This window comes from Dorea sp. MB18-49 (genome assembly GCF_023669465.1).
Taxonomy (GTDB): Bacteria; Bacillota; Clostridia; order Lachnospirales; family Lachnospiraceae; genus Dorea_A; species Dorea_A longicatena.
Map to the genome: position 1 here is coordinate 98,231 of NZ_JAMOYX010000001.1, position 19,708 is coordinate 117,938.

The following is a 19,708-nucleotide window of genomic DNA, read 5'->3' on the forward strand; positions in this document are numbered from 1 at the left end:
GATACCCGACTTTTATTCCGTGGGTATCGGATGCCTGAAGAATTAAGTGCCTTATACTGCGTTCTTCAAGGACCGAGAGGTCAACCCAGTTAATAAATTAAATATCAATTGTAGAAATTATTTAAAAAATTTGAAAAAAGGTGTTGACTTTCCACGAAACCAATGCTATACTAACGAAGTCGGTTCGAGAGAGACGACAAAATATATGGGATCATAGCTCAGCTGGGAGAGCATCTGCCTTACAAGCAGAGGGTCATAGGTTCGAGCCCTATTGGTCCCATACATTTTCTAAATTGATTGTGGCGGGATAGCTCAGTTGGCTAGAGCACACGGTTCATACCCGTGGTGTCGCTGGTTCAAATCCAGTTCCCGCTACTCATTATGGCGGGATAGCTCAGTTGGCTAGAGCACACGGTTCATACCCGTGGTGTCGCTGGTTCAAATCCAGTTCCCGCTATTTTTTTTGCCATACATCTGTAAAAGTTGCCAGTGACAGCTTTCGGAGGTGGCAGGTTCTAAGTATATTGGTATACACAGCAAGAGAGTCGGAAAAGAATCCGGTTCTTTTTTTATGCCCAATTTACCTAACAAAGTATACAAGAAAAGTAAAATCGTTTATAATATTTTACATCGCCATGCGTTCGAAAGAAACTGCTGCCTGCAGGAACTGTCACTGCCAGTTCATTGCGGATGCTTTGGCGGATTCTACAGATATGGTAAGAACAGGAGGTTAACGAAGATGGTACCAAAGAGTAGTTTATTCATTCGCATTGTTGCGGGTGCATATGTAATATATTTAGGAGAAAAGCTGATCAACAGTTCACTTGCGGATAGACCGGAGAATTATATACTTTATATAGCGGCAGGCGTAATATTCGCATTGATTGGTCTTTACTGGCTGGTAGGATCCGGAATCAAGATGGTGAAAAAGGAATACCGGGACGACAGCATTAGGGGCCGTATGAATGAATCTGAGAATGAGACGGAAGAAGTAAAAGCAACAGAAGAAAATGAATCAGAAGAACCGATGGAAGAAACAGAAGAAAGCGCTACGCCAGAAAATGACAAACTAGTGAGATAAAAGATTAACAAAAAGATAAACAAAAATAAGGAGGAGAATATATGCGCGTAGGTATGGGATATGATGTACACAAGTTAGTAGAAGGAAGAGATCTGATCCTTGGTGGGGTGAAGATCCCTTACGAGAAGGGACTTCTTGGTCATTCGGATGCAGATGTATTATTACATGCAATCATGGATGCGCTTTTGGGGGCTGCAGCGCTTGGTGATATAGGAAAGCATTTTCCGGATACAGATCCGGCGTACAAAGGTGCGTCCAGTATCAGGCTTTTGGAAGAAGTGGGAAGAATGATCGACGAGAAATTATATGTGATCGGTAATATCGATGCAACGATCATTGCACAGCGGCCGAAGATGGCGCCGCACATTGAACAGATGCGGAAAAATGTGGCAGAGGCACTGCATATCGAGGTGGATCAGGTGAATATCAAGGCAACGACAGAAGAAGGACTTGGTTTTACTGGAACGGGAGAAGGGATTTCTTCACAGGCAATTGCAAGTCTGGATACGATCGCTAATTACAGTTACAGAGTCGGACCTTCAGAAGGTGGATGTGCCGGCTGTGGCGGATGTATGAAAGTGCAGGAAAGTTAGATAACGCAAAAATGATAAAAGCAGGCGGATAGACAGCAAATGCACAGAAGCAGATAGAAAAATAAGAGAAAAAGGGAAAAACAAAATGGAGATAAGAAAGCTGGGAACAGAAGAAAAACAGAATACGAAAAAGCTGTATGAAGAAGTGTTTTCAGAAGACAGCAAAAGTTTTGTTGATTATTATTATGAAGAAAAACTAAAAGACAATCAGATTTATGCAGTAGAAGAGGACGGAGAAATACAGGCCATGCTGCATCTGAATCCATATGAACTCGCGGTGAACGGCAGTAAAAAAGATGTGAATTATATCGTCGCCGTTGCAACGAGAGAATCTTACAGGAAACGTGGATATATGGCAGGATTGTTGAAACAGGCATTGAATGATATGTACGCAGACGGAGAGACGTTTACATTCCTGATGCCTGCATCAGAGAGCATTTATCTGCCCTTTGATTTCCGAACGGTATGTGAACAGAACCGGTCATATTATGATCCGGAGGAGGAAACAGAAGAAGGCGTGGTCATAACGGATGCAGTGAATGCGGATGCAGAAGAGATGGCGGCTTATATGGAAGCACAACTGACACAGTCATATCAGGTTTATGCAAAACGAAGCACAGCGTATTATGAACGCCTGATCAAGGAATATGCAAGTGATGGCGGAATATTAAAGATTTACAAAAAAGACGGTAAAATTACAGATATCAAGATCGCGGCAGAAGCGGAAGAGGTAGACGGCGGCAAACCAAAGATCATGATCCGTATCGTAGATGTCAGAAGAATGCTGATGTCATTGCGCCTGCAATCATTTATGGGTACATGCTTTACTGTAACGGATCCAATTATCGAAGAGAACAATCGTTGTGTGATGATCACGGGAACAGAATTCTCGGGTGTGATGCTGATGGATGGAAAGCCGGAGAACAGTGAAGGAACGATCACAGTGGGAGCACTTGCAAGCCTTGTATTCGGTGTAAAGACTGCAGAAGAAATCTGTGCGGATGGTGATGCAGTCATGTCGGAACGTATGAAAGAAGAACTTGGTAAGATCATACCATTGTCAAGGGTTTATCTGAACGAGACAGTGTAAAAAAGGAAGTGTCTTTCGTTTTTCTTTAGAATTTTCTGAAGTCCCCCTTAAGAAATGCCGGGTAATATAATAACAACAGAGGAAACAGCTGGAATTAGGAAAAAGGATGAAAAATAAGATGGAGATGAATCATGTACTGGTTGTAGAAGACGACAAGGAGATCAGAGAAGGTGTAGAGATATATCTGAAAAGTCAGGGGTATGAAGTATTCCAGGCAGCTGACGGTGTAGAAGGACTGGAAGTCATTGAAAAAGAAGACATCCATCTGGCAATTGTGGACATCATGATGCCGAGGATGGACGGAATCTCTATGGTGGTAAAGCTCAGGGAAAAATATGATTTCCCGGTGATCTTTCTTTCCGCAAAATCAGAAGAAGTGGATAAGATCATGGGACTGAATATGGGAGCCGATGATTACGTAACGAAACCATTTACCCCGATGGAACTGCTCGCCAGAGTCAACTCACAGCTTCGCAGATACCGCCGTTTTATGGAAAGGCTGGGAGATAAAGAAGAAAATTCCAGAATCCATACGATCGGCGGACTGGAGATCAATGAGGATAATGTAGAAGTGACCGTTGACGGCGAACCGGTAAAGATGACTCCGATCGAGTACAAGATCCTGCTGCTTCTGATGAAGAATCCGGGACGGGTGTTCTCTGCGGAGGAGATCTATGAGCGGGTATGGAATGAACGTGCGATCAACACCGATACGATTATGGTGCACGTCAGAAATATCCGTGAAAAGATAGAAGTAAATCCAAGAGAACCAAAATACTTAAAGGTGGTGTGGGGCGTTGGATACAAAATTGAAAAGCAGGCGTAAACTGGGAATTTTTCTGATAATTGTAACAATATTAAGTGCAGCATATGTCATGCTGTATAATTATGATGTGATTTATGAAAAAGCGGTCGAGGAAGCACAGAAGACTTATACGACGTCGCTTTCGGACAGGGAATATCTGGAAAGCTTTCTGGAATTCAGTTATATCCTTTATAATCAGGAGATATCATCCAAGACAGGAGAAGCCAAGATGTCACAGGATGAGATCAATGATGTGGCAGATGTGTGGATGGAGGATTATGAAGCATTATATCCTTATCTGGATTACCGGATCGAGGATGGATCGGGAACGGTTCTGGGACGAAGTACGGCGAATACCGGAAATGGTCTGACAGATGACAGCTTTAAAGAATATGCATTTGGTATGGTGCTGACTTACGATGAGCATGGCAACCCGGATGTGAAAGTTGTAAAGAGCGGCGAAAAGACAGCGCAGAGTATTGTTCTCAGAAAGATCATTGACAACTGGAGCGAGACGGTTGAGGACGCTACGCATGGAGAACTGAAGACGCCGAAAAACCGCACATACATCTACGGAATGAAGAAAAGCAGCATTGAACAGTATCTGAATCAATGGTACTGGTTCGGGGATGAAGCTCCGAATGATGCATGGTATATGATGCTTGCCTGCATGGCAGCAGTATGCGTGGCGGCATGGATTTTTGCACAGAGCGAGACACTGAAAATTGGTGACGGAAAGATCTTCCGGCAGCCATTCGAGGTTGTTTTTGTTGTTGCGTCAATTACTCTTGGGATTCTGGATGATAAACTGAATTGGATCATAACCAGAGAAGAAGGCTTGCCGCAGCCAATGGATTTTGCAATCTGGGTCGGTGTATTTGCGGTCACATACTGGGTGACAACGTGTATCAGTGCGGTTCAGAAGATTGGGCTCAGAAAGTATGTCACGGAACGGACGCTGGTATGGCGGCTGTGGAAGGCGCTGAGGGAAGAAGCTCCGGCGGCCGCAGAAAGAGTCGGACGGGACGGTGGGAGACTGTACCGGAAGGTGAAAAAACTGGCCAACAGAGTATATGAGATTGTTACAGACATTGATTTTACCGATAAAGGAAGTAAGGCAATCCTGCGGATCGTACTGGTGAACTTTATCATCCTTGCTGTGACGAGTGTCTGGGTATATGGAATTATGGCACTGATCATTTATTCTGCAATCCTGTACTTTGTTTTAAAAAAATATTTTAATGAGGTGAAACGGAATTATCACAGACTTCTGGAAGCGACAAATGAGATCGCAGATGGCAATCTGGATGTAGAAATCGATGAGAATCTGGGTGTATTCGAGCCATTTAAAGAAGAAATCGAGAAGATCCAGAGCGGATTCAAGAAGGCGGTAGATGAGGAAGTAAAAAGCCAGCGTATGAAGACTGAACTGGTAACGAATGTCTCGCATGACCTTAAGACGCCGCTGACGGCGATCATCACCTATGTGAATCTTCTGAAGATTGAACAGGATCCGGAGAGACAGAAGGAATATATCGATGTGCTGGATAGAAAGTCTCTCAGACTGAAAGCATTGATTGAAGATTTGTTTGAGATCAGTAAAGCAAGCAGCAAATCCGTGAATCTGAACATTGCCAACATTGACATTGTGAATCTGTTCAAACAGGTGAAGCTGGAAATGGAAGAAAAGATCACGGAAGCGAATCTGGACTTCCGGCTGGATATTCCGGAGGATAAAGTGATCGTGGCACTGGACGGACAGAAGACATACAGGATCTTTGAAAATCTGATTGGAAATGCAGCAAAATACGCAATGCCTCATACGAGGGTATATGTGAAAATTGCGGCAGAAGACGGGGATGCGGTGTTCCAGATGAAAAATGTATCGGCAAACGAGCTTACATTTAACCCAGAGGAGATCACGGAACGTTTTGTCAGAGGGGATTCGTCAAGAAATACCGAAGGATCTGGACTTGGACTTGCAATCGTCAAAAGTTTCGTGGAGATTCAGAAAGGAAAATTCTGGATCGAGACGGAGGCGGATCTTTTTAAAGCGGAGATTCGCTGGAAACTGGTTGACAAAAAGGATGATATCGCATAATATATATTCTATATGAGAAAGACTTTGAACGGAAAGAGTAGCAGATGCGATGTGTCGAAAGAGAGAAACTGTCACCGGCTGAAAGCAGTTTTGGATTACAGCTTTTGTGAAGTGCGTCCGGGAGTCGGTCCGGTGAAAAAGATGAAAAGTGTCATAGCCGGATCCGGGATTACACACGTTACGTGTACTGAGGGAAGGATACGGGTAATATAACTGTATTCTTTAAAAAGAGTGGAACCGCGGATATACTTCGTCTCTTGTGTAAAGCAGGAGACGAAGTTTTTTTGTTTCTTGTATGTTAAAGCATGCAGGTTGGGCGGTAAACTTATAAAAAGGAGAGATCATAGATGGGCATCATATCATATGTCAATGAAGAAATCCAGGTAATACGGGAGCGGGATCCCGCAATTAAGTCAAATATGGAAGTGTTTCTGTATTCCAGCTTTAAAGCGATTCTTCATTACAGAATCGCACATAAGCTCTATCTGAAGAAACATTATTTCCTTGCAAGATGGGTATCGCAACGGGCAGCAAGAAAGACCGGGATTGAAATCCATCCGGGAGCGACGATAGGAAAAGGATTATTCATCGACCACGGAAGCGGAGTGATCATTGGTGAGACCGCAGAACTTGGAGATAATATCACGCTGTACCAGGGAGTCACACTTGGAGGAACCGGAAAGGAACAGGGAAAGAGACATCCGACGTTAGAAGATAATGTCATGGTCAGCGCAGGGGCAAAAGTACTTGGTTCTTTTACCATTGGAGAAAATTCCAAGATCGGGGCAGGATCTGTCGTATTAAAAGAGGTACCGCCGAACTGTACGGTCGTAGGTGTGCCGGGCAGAGTTGTTAAAATGAATGATGAGAAGATACCGAGACTCGACATGGATCAGGTACATCTGCCGGATCCAATTGAAAATGATATCAGAGCCCTGCAGGAAGATAATTTAAGAATGCACAGACAGATCCAGGAGATGGAAAAATGTATGCAGTGCTTAAAAGAGAATCCGATACCGGAAGAAAAAAAGGAGGAAATATCAGAAAATGAAGATATTTAATACAATGACAAAGAAAAAAGAAGAATTTGTACCTTTGGAAGAAGGAAAGGTAAAGATGTATGTATGCGGACCTACCGTATACAATTTCATCCACATCGGTAATGCAAGACCGATGATCGTATTCGACACTGTAAGAAGATATTTTGAATATAAAGGATATGATGTAAATTACGTATCAAACTTTACGGATGTAGATGACAAGATTATCAAGAAAGCCATTGAAGAAGGCGTAACAGCCGACGAGATTTCCAAACGTTACATTGCAGAGTGCAAAAAAGATATGGATGGTATGAACATCAAGCCGGCAACCAAGAACCCTCTGGCAACCGAAGAAATCTGTGGTATGGTAGATATGATCCAGACACTGATTGACAAAGGATTTGCTTACGAGAAGAACGGTACCGTATATTACAGTACAAGAAAGTTCAAAGATTACGGTAAACTTTCACACAAGAATCTGGATGATCTGCGTTCCGGTGAGCGTTCCCTTCTGGTATCAGGAGAAGATGAAAAAGAAGATCCACTGGATTTCGTGCTCTGGAAACCGAAAAAAGAAGGAGAGCCAGCATGGGAGTCTCCATGGAGCGAGGGACGTCCGGGATGGCACATCGAGTGCTCAGAGATGTCTAAGAAATACTTAGGCGAGCAGATCGACATTCATGCCGGCGGCGAGGATCTTGTATTCCCACATCATGAAAATGAGATCGCACAGAGCGAAGCTGCCAATGGCAAAGAATTTGCAAGATACTGGATGCACAATGCATTCCTGAACATTGATAACAGAAAGATGAGTAAATCTCTCGGAAACTTCCGTACCGTACGTGAGATCAGCGAACAGTACGATCTGCAGGTACTTCGTTTCTTCATGCTGAGTGCACATTACAGAAGCCCACTGAATTTCAGTGCAGATCTGATGGAAGCATCCAAGAATGGTCTGGAGCGTATCGTAAATGCAGCAGATAATCTGAAGTTCCTTATGGGAAATGCAAAAGCAGAAGCAATCACAGATGCAGAAGCAGAAAACTTTGCAAAAACAGAAGAGTTTGTTGCAGGATTTGAAAAGGCAATGGACGATGACTTCAATACAGCAGATGCCGTTGCAGCAATCTTTGACCTTGTAAAATATATCAATACAACAACCGATGCAGAAAGTTCCAAAGAATATCTTCAGAAATTATTCGATCTGCTTGTGAAGTTAACAGGAGTTCTGGGACTGATCGTAGATAAGAAAGAAGAGATTCTGGACGAAGACATCGAGAAACTGATCGAGGAGCGTCAGGCAGCACGTAAGGCTAAAGACTTTGCAAGAGCCGATGCAATCCGTGATGAACTGTTAGAGAAGGGTATCATCTTAAAGGATACCAGAGAAGGAGTACAATGGAAAAGAGCGTAGAGTGGGAATTTGACACTTATATGCAGGAGATTTTCCAGATGAAAGAGGTGGATATCAAAGAATATTCACCTCTTACTTTGGCATATATCGGAGACTGCATTTATGATCTGATCATCAAAACGCTGGTGATCAATGAAGGAAACCGTCAGGTACAGAAACTGCACCAGAAGACCAGCTCTTATGTACAGGCATCCGCACAGTCGAAAATGATGCGTACGATGCAGGAACATCTGACAGAAGAAGAGCATGCCATCTATAAAAGAGGCCGCAATGCCAAGAGTGTATCGCCGGCGAAGAACCAGTCGATCACAGATTACAGACGTGCGACGGGATTCGAAGCCCTGCTTGGTTATCTGTATCTGAAAAAAGAGTGGAAAAGAATGCTGGAACTGGTTAAAATAGGTCTGGACAGTATCAAAGAACAATAAGGAGTGTCGAATATGAGTCACGATAAGAATGTACATGATAAGAAGATGCACGATAAAAAATCGTATGATAAGAAAGAAAATGAAAATATCATAGAAGGAAGAAATGCCGTCATGGAAGCATTTCGTTCCGGAAAACCGGTAGACAAGCTGTATGTACTGGACGGATGTCAGGACGGCGCAGTCAGATCCATCATCCGTGAGGCAAGAAAGCATGACACGATCCTGAACTTTGTGGAAAAGGATCGCTTAAACCAGTTGTCAGAGACCGGAAAACACCAGGGTGTGATCGCAAGTGTTGCCGCATATGAGTATGCAGAAGTAGAAGATATGTTAAAGCTTGCAGAAGAAAAAGGGGAAGATCCGTTCCTGATCATTTTGGATAATATCGAAGATCCGCACAATCTTGGTGCGATCATCCGTACCGCAAATCAGGCAGGTGCACATGGCGTGATCATTCCGAAGAGACGTGCAGTCGGACTGACGGCAACTGTGGCAAGAACTTCCGCAGGTGCGCTGAATTATACGCCGGTTGCAAAAGTAACGAATCTGGTAAAGACGATGGAAGATCTGAAGAAGAAGGGTCTGTGGTTCGTGTGTGCCGATATGGACGGCGATGTCATGTATGATGTCAATATGAAGGGGCCGATCGGTCTGGTAATCGGTAATGAAGGCGAAGGCGTGGGACGTCTGGTCAAAGACACTTGCGATTTTACCGCCAGAATCCCGATGAAGGGGGACATCGATTCCCTGAATGCATCGGTAGCAGCAGGTGTGCTGGCATATGAGATCGTAAGACAGCGGATGCAGTAAGAAAGTGAAGTACAGGCGATTGCCATAAGCAGATAAGTATAGAGTGAAATGTGGACTTCGGAGGAAAGTATGACAGAGTATAAAAAATTAACAGACGAAGAACTGATCCGCAGACTCCGCATGGGAGAAACCGGGATTATAGATTATCTGATGGAAAAATATAAGAATCTGGTCAGAAAAGAAGCCAATGCAATGTATCTGCTCGGCGGAGAGACAGACGACCTGATCCAGGAAGGAATGATCGGTCTTTTCAAAGCTGTTCAGGATTATGATGTGGATCAGGAAGCTTCTTTCTTCAGTTTTGCAAGACTGTGTGTGACGAGACAGCTCTATTCGGCAATCGAAGCTTCGAACAGAAAGAAACACAGCCCGCTTAACAGTTACATTTCTTTGTATGAAAGGGAAGATGGCGAAGGTTCTCTGATCGATATGATGGAATCAGAACATGAGACAAATCCGGAAGAACTGCTTGTCAGTCAGGAACATGCAAAGTCGCTGGAAGAACGGCTGGAAAAGGATTTAAGTGAACTGGAACGCAGAGTCTTGTATTTACACCTGATGGGGACCGATTATAAGACAATTGCAAAGCTTCTGAACCGGAGTCCGAAGACGATTGATAATGCACTTCAGAGGATCAAAGGGAAGATGCAGAGGATTCTGGAAAAGGAAAAATAGATATAATTAAAATACGATATGTCCAGAAGAAAAAAAGTGTATATTTTGTAGAGTTTTTTGTATGTACAGGAAAATTACAGATTCTTATAATGATATATGCAGTAAAGGTAAAAATAGGAGGTATCGTAATGACAAAGAAAATATTAATCACCGGAGGCGCCGGTTATATCGGAAGTCACACAGCACTGGAACTTTTGAATGAAGGATATGAAGTTGTTGTATATGACAATCTGTGCAATTCGTCAAAAGAATCTTTAAAGAGAGTAGAAGAGCTTTCTGGAAAGCACATTACATTTTATGAAGGAGATGTAATGGATGAAACTGCATTGAAGGCAATGATGGAAAAAGAGGGTGTAGATGCGGTGATTCACTGTGCAGCATTGAAGGCAGTCGGAGAATCTGTACAGAAGCCATTAGAGTATTACCGTAATAATATAACAGGAACCCTGACACTTATGGATGTTATGAAACAGACAGGGGTTAAGAATATCGTATTCAGCTCATCTGCAACTGTATACGGAAGTCCGGAGGAGATGCCGATCACAGAGGAGTGCCCGAAGGGACAGTGCACGAATCCTTACGGATGGACAAAATCCATGATGGAACAGATCATGACGGATGTACAGAAGGCCAATCCAGATATGAATGTTATTCTTCTTCGCTATTTCAACCCGGTAGGAGCACATGAAAGTGGACGTATCGGAGAGGATCCGAAGGGAATCCCGAACAACCTGATGCCATATATTTCACAGGTGGCAGTAGGAAAGCTTGAAAAACTCGGCGTATTCGGAGATGACTATGACACACCGGACGGAACCGGAGTCCGTGACTACATTCATGTAGTAGATCTTGCAAAAGGACACGTAAAAGCAATTAACTATATCTTCAGCAATCCGGGACTTGATGTGATCAATCTTGGAACGGGTGTTGGATATTCCGTGCTTGATATGGTAAAAGCATTCGGCAAAGCATGTGGAAAAGAGATTCCATATGAGATCAAACCAAGAAGAGCCGGAGATATCGCGATGTGTTATGCAGATCCTGCCAAGGCAGCAAGAGTGCTTGGCTGGAAGGCTGAAAAAGGGCTGGATGAGATGTGTGCCGATACATGGAGATGGCAGTCACAGAATCCAAACGGATATGAAAAATAGAAATTTTTAATAAGGTGGAAATACAATTTATATGCAGGGCAGTCTTTTCGCAGGCTGCCCTGTTTTTATTGCCATGTATTCGTAAGGAGCTGCCAGTGGCAGGTCCTGTAGATATCAAAGTATGCAAGAGAAGTTGCCGGTGGCAGGTTCGGTAGATACCAAATAGAAATTCATATTTTTTGAATAGAATATCAAATGTTCATATGCATTCCCAAATGTTAAACTTTATTCATGCTAAAGAGCTGTGCAGAAAAATGTAAAAAGGAGTAAAGAGGAATGGGAAATAACAGTAAGAGCAGTGTAGTATACCAGGGAAAGATTCCCGGAAGAGTAAAGTATACATTTGCATTTGGGGCATTGGGTAAGGATTTGATTTATGGAATGATCGCAACATTTTCGATGATCTATTTTACAGATATCATTAAAGTTGCACCGGCGTTTATTGGAACGATGTTCTTCGTGGCGAAGATCTGGGATGCGTTCAATGATCTGTTCATGGGAATGATCGTGGATAATACGAGAAGCCGTTTTGGAAAGTTTGTTCCGTGGCTTGTAATCGGAACGCTGATCAATGCGTTCGTATTTGTAACTGTATTTACAGATTTTCATCTGACAGGTGTGAAGCTTTGCGTCTTTGCGACGGTTGTATATATTTTATGGGGAATGACTTATACCATCATGGATATTCCATACTGGTCAGTGATTCCGAATCTGACTTCTGATCCACAGGAACGTGAAAAAGTATCGGTATTGCCAAGAATTTTTGCAAGTATCGGACAGTCACTGATCATTGCAGGCTTCGGTGTGCAGATTATTAAAGGACTTGGTGGTGATTACACAGGATATCACAGATTTGCACTGATCATTGCAGCAACATTTATTTTTACAATGGCTGTATGTGTGATCAATCTGCCGAAGATCCAGCATGATGTTGAGGAAAAGGACAAGATGAAATTCAAAGACCTCTTTACTGTCATTAAGAAGAATGATCAGTTAAGATGGGCAGTATTACTGATTCTTTTATATAACGTGGCAATTCAGGCAATCATGGGAGTTGCAACTTATTACTTCAGTTATGTATGTAATAATGCGGGAATGTTATCTGCATTTATGATCAGTGCATCGGTTGCAGAAGTAGTCGGACTTCTGATCTTTCCGAAGGTAACAAAGGTGTTATCCAGAAAGAAAGCGTTCCTGATGGCATGTGTACTCCCGCCAATCGGGTTGATCTTATTACTGATCGTTGGTATTGCATGCCCGAATAACATTGCGCTGACAGCAGTTGCAGGTGTGATCGTTAAGACAGGAACTGGTCTGGAACTTGGATGTGCGACTGTATTCCTTGCAGATGTTGTTGATTATGGTGAGTATGTTCTTGGAACGAGAAATGAAGGAGTGGTATTCTCTTTACAGACACTGATCGTAAAACTGACCGCAGCATTTACTTCACTGGCAATCGGATTTGTACTGGAACTTACCGGATATGTACCGAATGCAGTACAGTCGCTGGCAACACAGAATTCTATCCGTGTACTGATGTGTATCGTACCGACAATCGGAGTCATTCTGGCATACATCGTATATAAGAACAAATATAAATTAAGCGATGAATTTATGAAAAAAGTAGTGGCTAAGATTAATGGCTCCGGAGAGGAAGCATAAAAGGCGAAATACATAATCATAAGGCAAGCTGGATTTTAAATTAAAATCGGCTTGCCTTATTGCTGTATACGCAGGTACATTATATAATCTAAGAATACTTAACAGGTTACAAAAGCAACAGTAAATAAATACATTGATTGAGAAGAAACAGAAGAAAGACATGAAAAATAAGTTGGAAAATGGAGAGGAACCGTGAGGGTATTTAGTATTATTCTGGCAGACGATGAACAGCAGATCCTGTATGGAATGAAAAAAGGAATTGAATGGGAAAAACTTGGATTTCGTGTGGCCGGAGTGGCACAGAATGGGAAAGAAGCATTGGAACTGATGGAAGAGGTGCATCCGGATCTGGTGATCAGTGATATTAAGATGCCATTTATGGATGGACTGGAACTGGCAAAGCATATCCATGAGGATTATATGAACACGAAAGTAATCTTATTCTCCGGATGGGATGATTTTGAATATGCAAGACTCGCAATCAGTTATGGGGTATCGGAATATATTATGAAACCCATCAACTATGAGGAGATGCAGAATCTTCTTATGAAGATGCACGAAGAACTCGATAAAGAATACAATGAAAAAATGAACCGTGCCCGGTTGGAACATGCCTATATGGAGAGCCTTCCGCTTTTGCGGCAACAGTTTTTTACTCGCCTGGTAACAGAAAAAATGAATAAAAATGAGTTGCAAAGTCAGATTGATAATCTGAAGCTGGAATTTACAGATGCAGTATATTCGGTTGTTGCCATGAAAGTGGGCAGAAGGGATGAAAAGGATGTACTGAGCGAACTGGCAGTGAAGCAGACCATAAAAGAGGCATTGGAAAAGATCGCACGTGTATACGAATTTGGTATGAGTGATAATGAGATATTCATTCTGGGCAGTAATAAAAAGCATGATGTCGGAAGAATCACAAGGACGATTGATGAAGCAGTTGTTTTGATCGAACGTATTTTCCAAAGCAGGATTTCCTGCGGAATCAGTGTCAGCAGGGAGAAAATTGAGGATATGCCGTCATTGTATGAACAGGCACTTGAGGCACTGGATTACAATCTGGTAACGGTAGAAGAAAGTTATACGTATTATAATGACATCATGCCGGTGCAGGATGTCAAAGAAGACTGGAATACAAAAGTAGAGAATATAGGGAAAAATATCACACATTATACGGAAGAAGAGTTAAAAAGTCAGGTGGAAAGTCTGCTTGCATGGCTTCATAGGAGACAGTATTCGTTAAACGAATATCAGGTTCTGATCCTGGAAATTTCATTTTCATTCTCTAGATTTTACAAAAAATATCAGATCACATCGGATATGGAATTTGCAGGAACGAAGAAAATGGCAGTGAAGATTCTCTCGTTAAGTACAGGGGAAGAGCTGGATCACTGGCTGGTCAATTACTGTGAACTGATCCGGTCGCTGATTCAGAAAAAACAGATTGATAATAATGTCATCCTGGCAGAACATGCGCGCAAGATCGTAGAAGAGAGGTTTCCGGATCCTGACTTAAGTGTAGAGACCGTGTGTGGAAAGCTTCATGTCAGTTCATCGTATTTTTCGAAAATCTTCAAACAGGAAACAGGTGGAACATTTGTGAACTATCTGACCGGACGTCGGATGGAAGAGGCGAAAAAACTGCTTTTACAGACAGATTATAAGAGTCAGGTGATCGGAAATATGGTGGGATATCCGGAGCCGAATTATTTCAGCTATGTATTTAAGAAAAATTGTGGAATGTCTCCGGTAAAATACAGAAAACAGGGGGGAGATGCGGATGAAGGATAAAAAAGTAAGTATCCGCATTGTGTTCCCGTTCGTGATGTCTGTTTCCATTGCGGTCTGTATTATAAGCTGTATGTTTTTATTTTCGCATTATTTTTCGGGATATTTTCAAAGAGATACTATTGAGAAAGTATCAAAACAGAAAAAAACGCTGGCCCAGGATTTAGAAGCGGAGATAGAGAATATCAATGAACTGATCAACTCGATTTATTATCAGGATATCCGGACCTATGATACGGCAACAGAAATGTTTCAAAGAGAAATGGAACAACGCATGGTGCGGGAATCAGAGGTGCTTTATAGCGCTGCAATTTACGATGCAGATGGAAGCAGTCTGTGGCATTCGGAAAAATTACCGGACAGGAATAAAGCAGAGGTAAAACAGGAAGCCTGGTTTCAAAATGCACAAAAGAATATAGAGACGATTCATTACGGAGAGAAGAAACTGGTACAACCGGACAAGGCAAGATACGTTTATGAAATCAGCCGTTACATAGAATATGTGGAAAATGGCAATATGAAGTCCGGAGTACTGCTTCTGGAGTATTATACGGATTCGATAGATGAGGTATTGCTGCATTATAAGAGTCAAAAATCGGCATACTGTTACCTTCTGGATACAAACCGGCGATTACTGTATCATCCATTTGAAAAAGAGATCGCTTCGGAAATGTATCAGGAAAAAACGGTGAAAGAGGCAATGGCCTGTAAGAATTATAAAATAGAAGAGCAAAGCGGAGGAAAATGGCTGATTGAGCGCCAGCAGATTGGATATACCGGATGGAATGTGGTACTCGTAAACTCGATGTCCAGTCTGGATTTTGAAAGTTATAATCTGCACTATGTTGCATGGTTTACTCTGCTGCTGGTTGGCGTGATATTAATTTTCCTGGATATTTTACTTTTTAGAAGCTTTACGGATCCGGTTTATCGTCTGCTTCAGACGATGCAGGAATTTGGAAAAGGCAATTATGATATTAAGGCAAAAGAAGAGGGAATCGGAGAACTGAAAAATCTCAGCGCACATTTTAATATCATGGCAGATAAGCTGCAGGAACAGATGGAAGAAATCCGAAGGAACGAACGCGAGCGTCAGCAGATGGAGAAGAAGTTGCTGCAGTCTCAGATTAATCCACATTTTCTGTATAACACATTGGACTCGATCATCTGGATGATACGAAGTGAGGAATATGAAGGGGCAGGAAAGATGGTATCTCTGCTTGCAAAGTTTTTCCGTATCTCTCTAAGTCAGGGAAAAGATATGATTCCGTTGGAGAAAGAATTGGAACATGCATCCAGTTATCTCGCAATTCAGAATATCCGATTTAAGGATAAATTTGAATTTCAGATAGAGGCAGATCCGGCATTGTTAAAATACTTGTGTCCGAAATTATCCATTCAGCCGCTGCTTGAAAATGCGATTTATCATGGCATGGAGGGAATGTATGAGGACGGAGAGATTACCATCCGGATCTATGATAGGGATGGAGATATTGGAATTGATGTAGCAGATAACGGACCTGGAATGACACAGGAAACCATAGATCATATCATGCACAACAAAGTAATTTCGAGCAAACGCGGATCGGGGATTGGTGTGCGGAATGTAAACGAACGGATCCAGCTGATCTACGGAGAGGATTATGGCGTAACCATCACGAGCGAACTGGATGAAGGAACGACAGCGACCATTACAATTCCAAAGATGGAGGAAACCGATGATGCAAGGTAGAAAAAAACATATATTGCTGATCCTTTTACTTCTTTTGATCGCATTTGTATCCATGCAGATGATGGCAGGCCAGAATTACACAGAGGAAAAGACGAGGATTACGGTGATCTTACCGAAAGACAGTCAGAATGAGCTGTATGGCCTGTTAGATGGAATACGGGACCAGGCTTATGATGACCATGTGAAATTGGATGTATGGTATAAAAGCAGACTGACGGAAAAAGCGTTTGATGAACTTGTGAAAGAAGAAATGGAGAATGGCTCTGAAGGGATCCTTCTTGTATATCCGGAAATGTATCTGGAGAAAAAGGAAGGCGGTTATAAGAAAAATAATCTTCTGGCAGTGACAGATACGATGCAGAGTGAGTTTAAGTATTATGCAGCTACTTTAAAAAGTAAGAAAGAACAATATCGTCTGCCGGTAGAAGATGCAGTGCTGGAGCAGGTGAGAAATGGGGAAAAACCATTCATTTATGTAGAAAATACATACAGACTTGGCTATGAAAGCATGCAGATGTTAGAAAAGAAAGGAAAGACAAAAGATATGAAGAATATTTGTCTGAAGCCGGTAAGACTGGATAAAGAAAGGATGGAAAGCGGTGAATATGATGCGCTGCTTTCAAGGTGATCGGAAGATGAAACACGGTAAAAAATGCAAGATAGATAAATACACCCTCATACTGATCGTTTTGCTCCTTCTTCTGACCGGACTTGTGATCGCATGGAAACTGCCGCAAAAAGAAGACCGGTATATACATGTCGGAATTGCAGTATATGACCGTAGCGATACATTTATGGAAAGTTATATCAGAGAACTGGAAGATAAGATAGGACAGACGAGAATACTTGGGAAAAAAGTATCTTATGAAATCTATGATGCAGAAGGGATCGGCAGCCGTCAGGAAAAACAGTTGCAGGAGATGTATGCTCAGGCTTACGATGTGATGCTTGTAAATCTTGTAGAACCGGCATCGGCGGCAAGTGTACTGACTGACGCCAAAGATGCAGACATACCAGTCATCTTATTTAACAGGGAGATTGATGAAAAGGACTTGAAAATATCGAAAAATGTCTGGTATGTAGGAACGGATGCCAGAGCGGCCGGTGTGATGCAGGGGGAACTGTTGAAAGATCTCTGGAAAAAACAAAGCAGAATACTCGACTGGAATGGAAATGGAATGCTGGATTATGTACTGGTAGAAGGAGAAGAATCACATTTTGATGCAATCCGCAGAACAAGCGGATTCCTGGAAACGGGTGCAGAACTTCCGTTGAATCAGAAGGGAAATATCCTGGCTGAATGGAAGAGAGAGCTGGCTTATGAAAAGTTTGCGGCATTAGATGACGAGGCAGTACAGAACGTAGAGGCTGTTATCTGCAATAACGATGATATGGCACTTGGGGTGTATGATTATTACAAAGAAAAAAATCTGAAACTTCCAGTGATCATCGGGATTAATAACAGTGAAGAAATGCACCAGAAGATTATGTCGGGCGAAATGTATGGAACGATTGACAATAAGATGGAAGATCAGGTAATGGAAATATGCCGGCTGATGCAGGCAATTTTGAAAAAGGATACAGGATCATATCAGAAAGTGTGGTATAGTACGCCGAAGGCAATCGTTAAAGCGGAAGGAACAGAATGAAAGCAAAAGAAAAGAAGAACTAAAAAATAAAAAACTCTGTAAATCAATCATGATTTACAGAGCTTTTCTTTTAAGCTGCCTAGCGGAATCGAACCGCCGACCTCCGCCTTACCAAGGCGACGCTCTACCGACTGAGCCAAGGCAGCATGCATAAGTGATATGCAACATTGATACTATACAATGAATCAGGTGATTTTGTCAATACATTTTTTGTGATACCGGGAGAAAATCAAAAGAAATATAAAGAAAACATATTGCCGGAAAATGAAAATAGGAATAGAATAGTAATTTAGAACATGGTAGACAGAAGAGGGAGAGAAACATGAAAAAGATGAAGACAATGACAGAGGGCGTGATCTGGAAAGAAATACTTTTTTTTGCAATCCCGCTGATTCTGGGGAATTTGTTTCAACAGTTATATAATACGGTGGATTCGATTATTGTCGGCAACTATGTGGGAAGTAACGCACTGGCAGCAGTCGGATCCAGCGGTGCGATTATTAACCTGCTGATCGGTTTCTGCATAGGAGCATCGACTGGTGCAGGTGTTGTGATCTCGCAGTTTTATGGGGCCAAAAATACAGAAGGCGTGAGGAAGGCCGTACATACTACGATGGCGATCGCGCTGGTAGCAGGAGTGCTTCTGACTGTAATCGGAATTACAATGACACCATCGATGCTGCGCCTGATGGGAACACCGGACAAGGTATTTGAACAGTCGGTAATCTATCTGCAGGTATATTTTGGCGGAAGTTTATTTTCGGTAGTTTACAATATGTCGGCGGGTGTTCTGAATGCCGTGGGCAATTCCAGACGTTCCCTGGTATACCTGATGATCGCGGCGATTTCAAATATATTCCTGGATCTGATCATGGTTGTCGGACTGAAGCTTGGAATCGTTGGCGCGGCACTGGCTACGGATATCAGTCAGTTGATATCATGCATTTTTATATGGGGATTTCTGATCAGAAGTGAAGATGTATATAAGTTGAAGATTAAAGAAATCCGCTGCTATGACCATCTGCTTTCAAAAATCATCCGTATCGGAATCCCGACGGGAATCCAGAATATTGTAATTTCACTTTCGAATCTGATCGTACAGACGAGCGTGAATAGTTTCGGGGCAACGGTTATGGCCGGATTTGCGGCATATATAAAGATTGATGGATTTAACATTCTTCCGGTATTGAGCATCAGTATGGCCGCAACTACATTTGCGGGACAGAATATTGGCGCCAGAAAGCCGGACAGGGTCAGAAAAGGAATGTATATATCTACTGTGATGGGGGCTGGCTATTCGGTGTTAACCGGGATTATGTTGCTGATATTTGCTCCACAGGTGATAGGTGTCTTTACGACGAACCAGAAGGTTGTGGAGTATGGTGTATATATTATGAGGTATTTCTGTCCGTTTTACTGGATGCTTGGAATTCTGCATGTGCTGGGAGGAACGATACGAGGAACAGGCAAGACGATGCAGGCAATGGTCGTATTTCTGGTATCTTTGTGTGGATTCCGTGTGATGTGGATCGCGGGAACAATGGCATGGACAAGAAGTCTCGGACATGTGATGATGTGTTATCCGACGTCTTGGCTTCTGGGAATGCTACTGATGCTTTTGTATGTATGGAAAGGAAAATGGATGGATCTGTAAGGCCGGGCAAAATCCGTCTGTTCTAAAATTCGTAC

At 42.4% G+C, this 19,708-nt stretch carries 17 protein-coding genes, 4 tRNA genes and 1 other annotated feature; of the genes, 20 read left to right on the plus strand and 1 reads right to left on the minus strand.

Annotated features, from left to right (window positions below; all coding sequences use genetic code 11):
* Positions 1 to 207 precede the first annotated feature (207 nt).
* From NCY30_RS00525 to NCY30_RS00615, 19 genes are all read left to right on the plus strand, one after another.
* Positions 208 to 280: transfer RNA gene (locus NCY30_RS00525), tRNA-Val, on the plus strand.
* A 21-nt stretch (positions 281 to 301) separates the two neighbouring features.
* A tRNA-Met gene (locus tag NCY30_RS00530) sits at positions 302 to 375 on the plus strand.
* 8 nt (positions 376 to 383) lie between these two features.
* Positions 384 to 457, plus strand: a tRNA-Met gene (locus NCY30_RS00535).
* Positions 458 to 739: 282 nt separating this feature from the next.
* Positions 740 to 1,081, plus strand: coding sequence for a hypothetical protein (locus NCY30_RS00540; protein WP_250818387.1), 342 nt, complete (start codon positions 740 to 742; stop codon positions 1,079 to 1,081).
* A 41-nt stretch (positions 1,082 to 1,122) separates the two neighbouring features.
* The gene (gene ispF / locus NCY30_RS00545; RefSeq protein ID WP_006427971.1) at positions 1,123 to 1,674 is read left to right on the plus strand and encodes a 2-C-methyl-D-erythritol 2,4-cyclodiphosphate synthase; all 552 of its coding nucleotides are present in this window, start codon (positions 1,123 to 1,125) and stop codon (positions 1,672 to 1,674) included.
* A gap of 85 nt (positions 1,675 to 1,759) precedes the next feature.
* Positions 1,760 to 2,764, plus strand: a complete 1,005-nt coding sequence (locus NCY30_RS00550) for a GNAT family N-acetyltransferase (protein WP_250818388.1) — start codon at positions 1,760 to 1,762, stop codon at positions 2,762 to 2,764.
* A gap of 118 nt (positions 2,765 to 2,882) precedes the next feature.
* Positions 2,883 to 3,590, plus strand: a complete 708-nt coding sequence (locus NCY30_RS00555; RefSeq protein WP_044920248.1) for a response regulator transcription factor — start codon at positions 2,883 to 2,885, stop codon at positions 3,588 to 3,590.
* Positions 3,591 to 3,639: 49 nt separating this feature from the next.
* Positions 3,640 to 5,670, plus strand: a complete 2,031-nt coding sequence (locus NCY30_RS00560) for a sensor histidine kinase (RefSeq protein WP_431833744.1) — start codon at positions 3,640 to 3,642, stop codon at positions 5,668 to 5,670.
* A 15-nt stretch (positions 5,671 to 5,685) separates the two neighbouring features.
* Positions 5,686 to 5,931, plus strand: a binding site (T-box leader).
* Positions 5,932 to 6,017: 86 nt separating this feature from the next.
* Positions 6,018 to 6,731 (plus strand): serine O-acetyltransferase EpsC, encoded by a 714-nt coding sequence (gene epsC, locus NCY30_RS00565; protein WP_022416337.1) that lies wholly within the window; start codon positions 6,018 to 6,020, stop codon positions 6,729 to 6,731.
* Entirely contained in the window at positions 6,718 to 8,124 is a 1,407-nt protein-coding gene (cysS, locus tag NCY30_RS00570) for a cysteine--tRNA ligase (RefSeq protein WP_022416338.1), read from the plus strand. The genes epsC and cysS overlap by 14 nt, the downstream gene beginning before the upstream one ends.
* Complete coding sequence (locus tag NCY30_RS00575; protein WP_006427964.1) at positions 8,109 to 8,552, plus strand: Mini-ribonuclease 3; 444 nt, start codon at positions 8,109 to 8,111, stop codon at positions 8,550 to 8,552. Before cysS ends, NCY30_RS00575 begins: the two co-directional genes overlap by 16 nt.
* 45 nt (positions 8,553 to 8,597) lie before the next feature.
* Positions 8,598 to 9,362 carry a 23S rRNA (guanosine(2251)-2'-O)-methyltransferase RlmB gene (gene rlmB / locus NCY30_RS00580; protein WP_044920247.1) on the plus strand — a complete coding sequence of 255 codons (765 nt, stop codon included), beginning with the start codon at positions 8,598 to 8,600 and terminating at the stop codon, positions 9,360 to 9,362.
* 69 nt (positions 9,363 to 9,431) lie between these two features.
* Complete coding sequence (gene sigH / locus NCY30_RS00585) at positions 9,432 to 10,037, plus strand: RNA polymerase sporulation sigma factor SigH (RefSeq protein WP_250818390.1); 606 nt, start codon at positions 9,432 to 9,434, stop codon at positions 10,035 to 10,037.
* A gap of 128 nt (positions 10,038 to 10,165) precedes the next feature.
* On the plus strand, positions 10,166 to 11,188 hold the full coding sequence (gene galE / locus NCY30_RS00590; RefSeq protein ID WP_055193641.1) for a UDP-glucose 4-epimerase GalE: 1,023 nt from the start codon (positions 10,166 to 10,168) through the stop codon (positions 11,186 to 11,188).
* Between the two features lie 276 nt (positions 11,189 to 11,464).
* Positions 11,465 to 12,850 (plus strand): melibiose:sodium transporter MelB, encoded by a 1,386-nt coding sequence (gene melB, locus NCY30_RS00595; protein WP_006427960.1) that lies wholly within the window; start codon positions 11,465 to 11,467, stop codon positions 12,848 to 12,850.
* Positions 12,851 to 13,042: 192 nt separating this feature from the next.
* Positions 13,043 to 14,641, plus strand: a complete 1,599-nt coding sequence (locus NCY30_RS00600) for a response regulator transcription factor (RefSeq protein WP_022415990.1) — start codon at positions 13,043 to 13,045, stop codon at positions 14,639 to 14,641.
* Positions 14,631 to 16,370, plus strand: a complete 1,740-nt coding sequence (locus NCY30_RS00605) for a cache domain-containing sensor histidine kinase (RefSeq protein WP_006427958.1) — start codon at positions 14,631 to 14,633, stop codon at positions 16,368 to 16,370. Before NCY30_RS00600 ends, NCY30_RS00605 begins: the two co-directional genes overlap by 11 nt.
* A complete protein-coding gene (locus tag NCY30_RS00610) occupies positions 16,357 to 16,998 on the plus strand; it encodes a hypothetical protein (RefSeq protein ID WP_006427957.1) in 642 nt (213 codons plus the stop codon). Before NCY30_RS00605 ends, NCY30_RS00610 begins: the two co-directional genes overlap by 14 nt.
* Before the next feature lie 7 nt (positions 16,999 to 17,005).
* Complete coding sequence (locus NCY30_RS00615; RefSeq protein WP_243260023.1) at positions 17,006 to 18,019, plus strand: galactose ABC transporter substrate-binding protein; 1,014 nt, start codon at positions 17,006 to 17,008, stop codon at positions 18,017 to 18,019.
* A 73-nt stretch (positions 18,020 to 18,092) separates the two neighbouring features.
* On the opposite strand, the gene NCY30_RS00620 is transcribed toward NCY30_RS00615, so the two are convergent.
* Positions 18,093 to 18,165, minus strand: a tRNA-Thr gene (locus tag NCY30_RS00620).
* A gap of 176 nt (positions 18,166 to 18,341) precedes the next feature.
* Between NCY30_RS00620 and NCY30_RS00625 the strand changes: the two genes are divergently transcribed.
* Positions 18,342 to 19,673, plus strand: coding sequence for an MATE family efflux transporter (locus NCY30_RS00625; RefSeq protein WP_022415992.1), 1,332 nt, complete (start codon positions 18,342 to 18,344; stop codon positions 19,671 to 19,673).
* Positions 19,674 to 19,708 lie beyond the last annotated feature (35 nt).

Bases quoted from the DNA above. Each gene is read 5' to 3' on its own strand.
- NCY30_RS00540 (WP_250818387.1), top strand. From the start codon at position 740: ATGGTACCAAAGAGTAGTTTATTCATTCGCATTGTTGCGGGTGCATAT.
- ispF (WP_006427971.1), top strand. From the start codon at position 1,123: ATGCGCGTAGGTATGGGATATGATGTACACAAGTTAGTAGAAGGAAGA.
- NCY30_RS00550 (WP_250818388.1), top strand. From the start codon at position 1,760: ATGGAGATAAGAAAGCTGGGAACAGAAGAAAAACAGAATACGAAAAAG.
- NCY30_RS00555 (WP_044920248.1), top strand. From the start codon at position 2,883: ATGGAGATGAATCATGTACTGGTTGTAGAAGACGACAAGGAGATCAGA.
- NCY30_RS00560 (WP_431833744.1), top strand. From the start codon at position 3,640: ATGCTGTATAATTATGATGTGATTTATGAAAAAGCGGTCGAGGAAGCA.
- epsC (WP_022416337.1), top strand. From the start codon at position 6,018: ATGGGCATCATATCATATGTCAATGAAGAAATCCAGGTAATACGGGAG.
- cysS (WP_022416338.1), top strand. From the start codon at position 6,718: ATGAAGATATTTAATACAATGACAAAGAAAAAAGAAGAATTTGTACCT.
- NCY30_RS00575 (WP_006427964.1), top strand. From the start codon at position 8,109: ATGGAAAAGAGCGTAGAGTGGGAATTTGACACTTATATGCAGGAGATT.
- rlmB (WP_044920247.1), top strand. From the start codon at position 8,598: ATGCACGATAAAAAATCGTATGATAAGAAAGAAAATGAAAATATCATA.
- sigH (WP_250818390.1), top strand. From the start codon at position 9,432: ATGACAGAGTATAAAAAATTAACAGACGAAGAACTGATCCGCAGACTC.
- galE (WP_055193641.1), top strand. From the start codon at position 10,166: ATGACAAAGAAAATATTAATCACCGGAGGCGCCGGTTATATCGGAAGT.
- melB (WP_006427960.1), top strand. From the start codon at position 11,465: ATGGGAAATAACAGTAAGAGCAGTGTAGTATACCAGGGAAAGATTCCC.
- NCY30_RS00605 (WP_006427958.1), top strand. From the start codon at position 14,631: ATGAAGGATAAAAAAGTAAGTATCCGCATTGTGTTCCCGTTCGTGATG.
- NCY30_RS00610 (WP_006427957.1), top strand. From the start codon at position 16,357: ATGATGCAAGGTAGAAAAAAACATATATTGCTGATCCTTTTACTTCTT.
- NCY30_RS00615 (WP_243260023.1), top strand. From the start codon at position 17,006: ATGAAACACGGTAAAAAATGCAAGATAGATAAATACACCCTCATACTG.
- NCY30_RS00625 (WP_022415992.1), top strand. From the start codon at position 18,342: ATGAAAAAGATGAAGACAATGACAGAGGGCGTGATCTGGAAAGAAATA.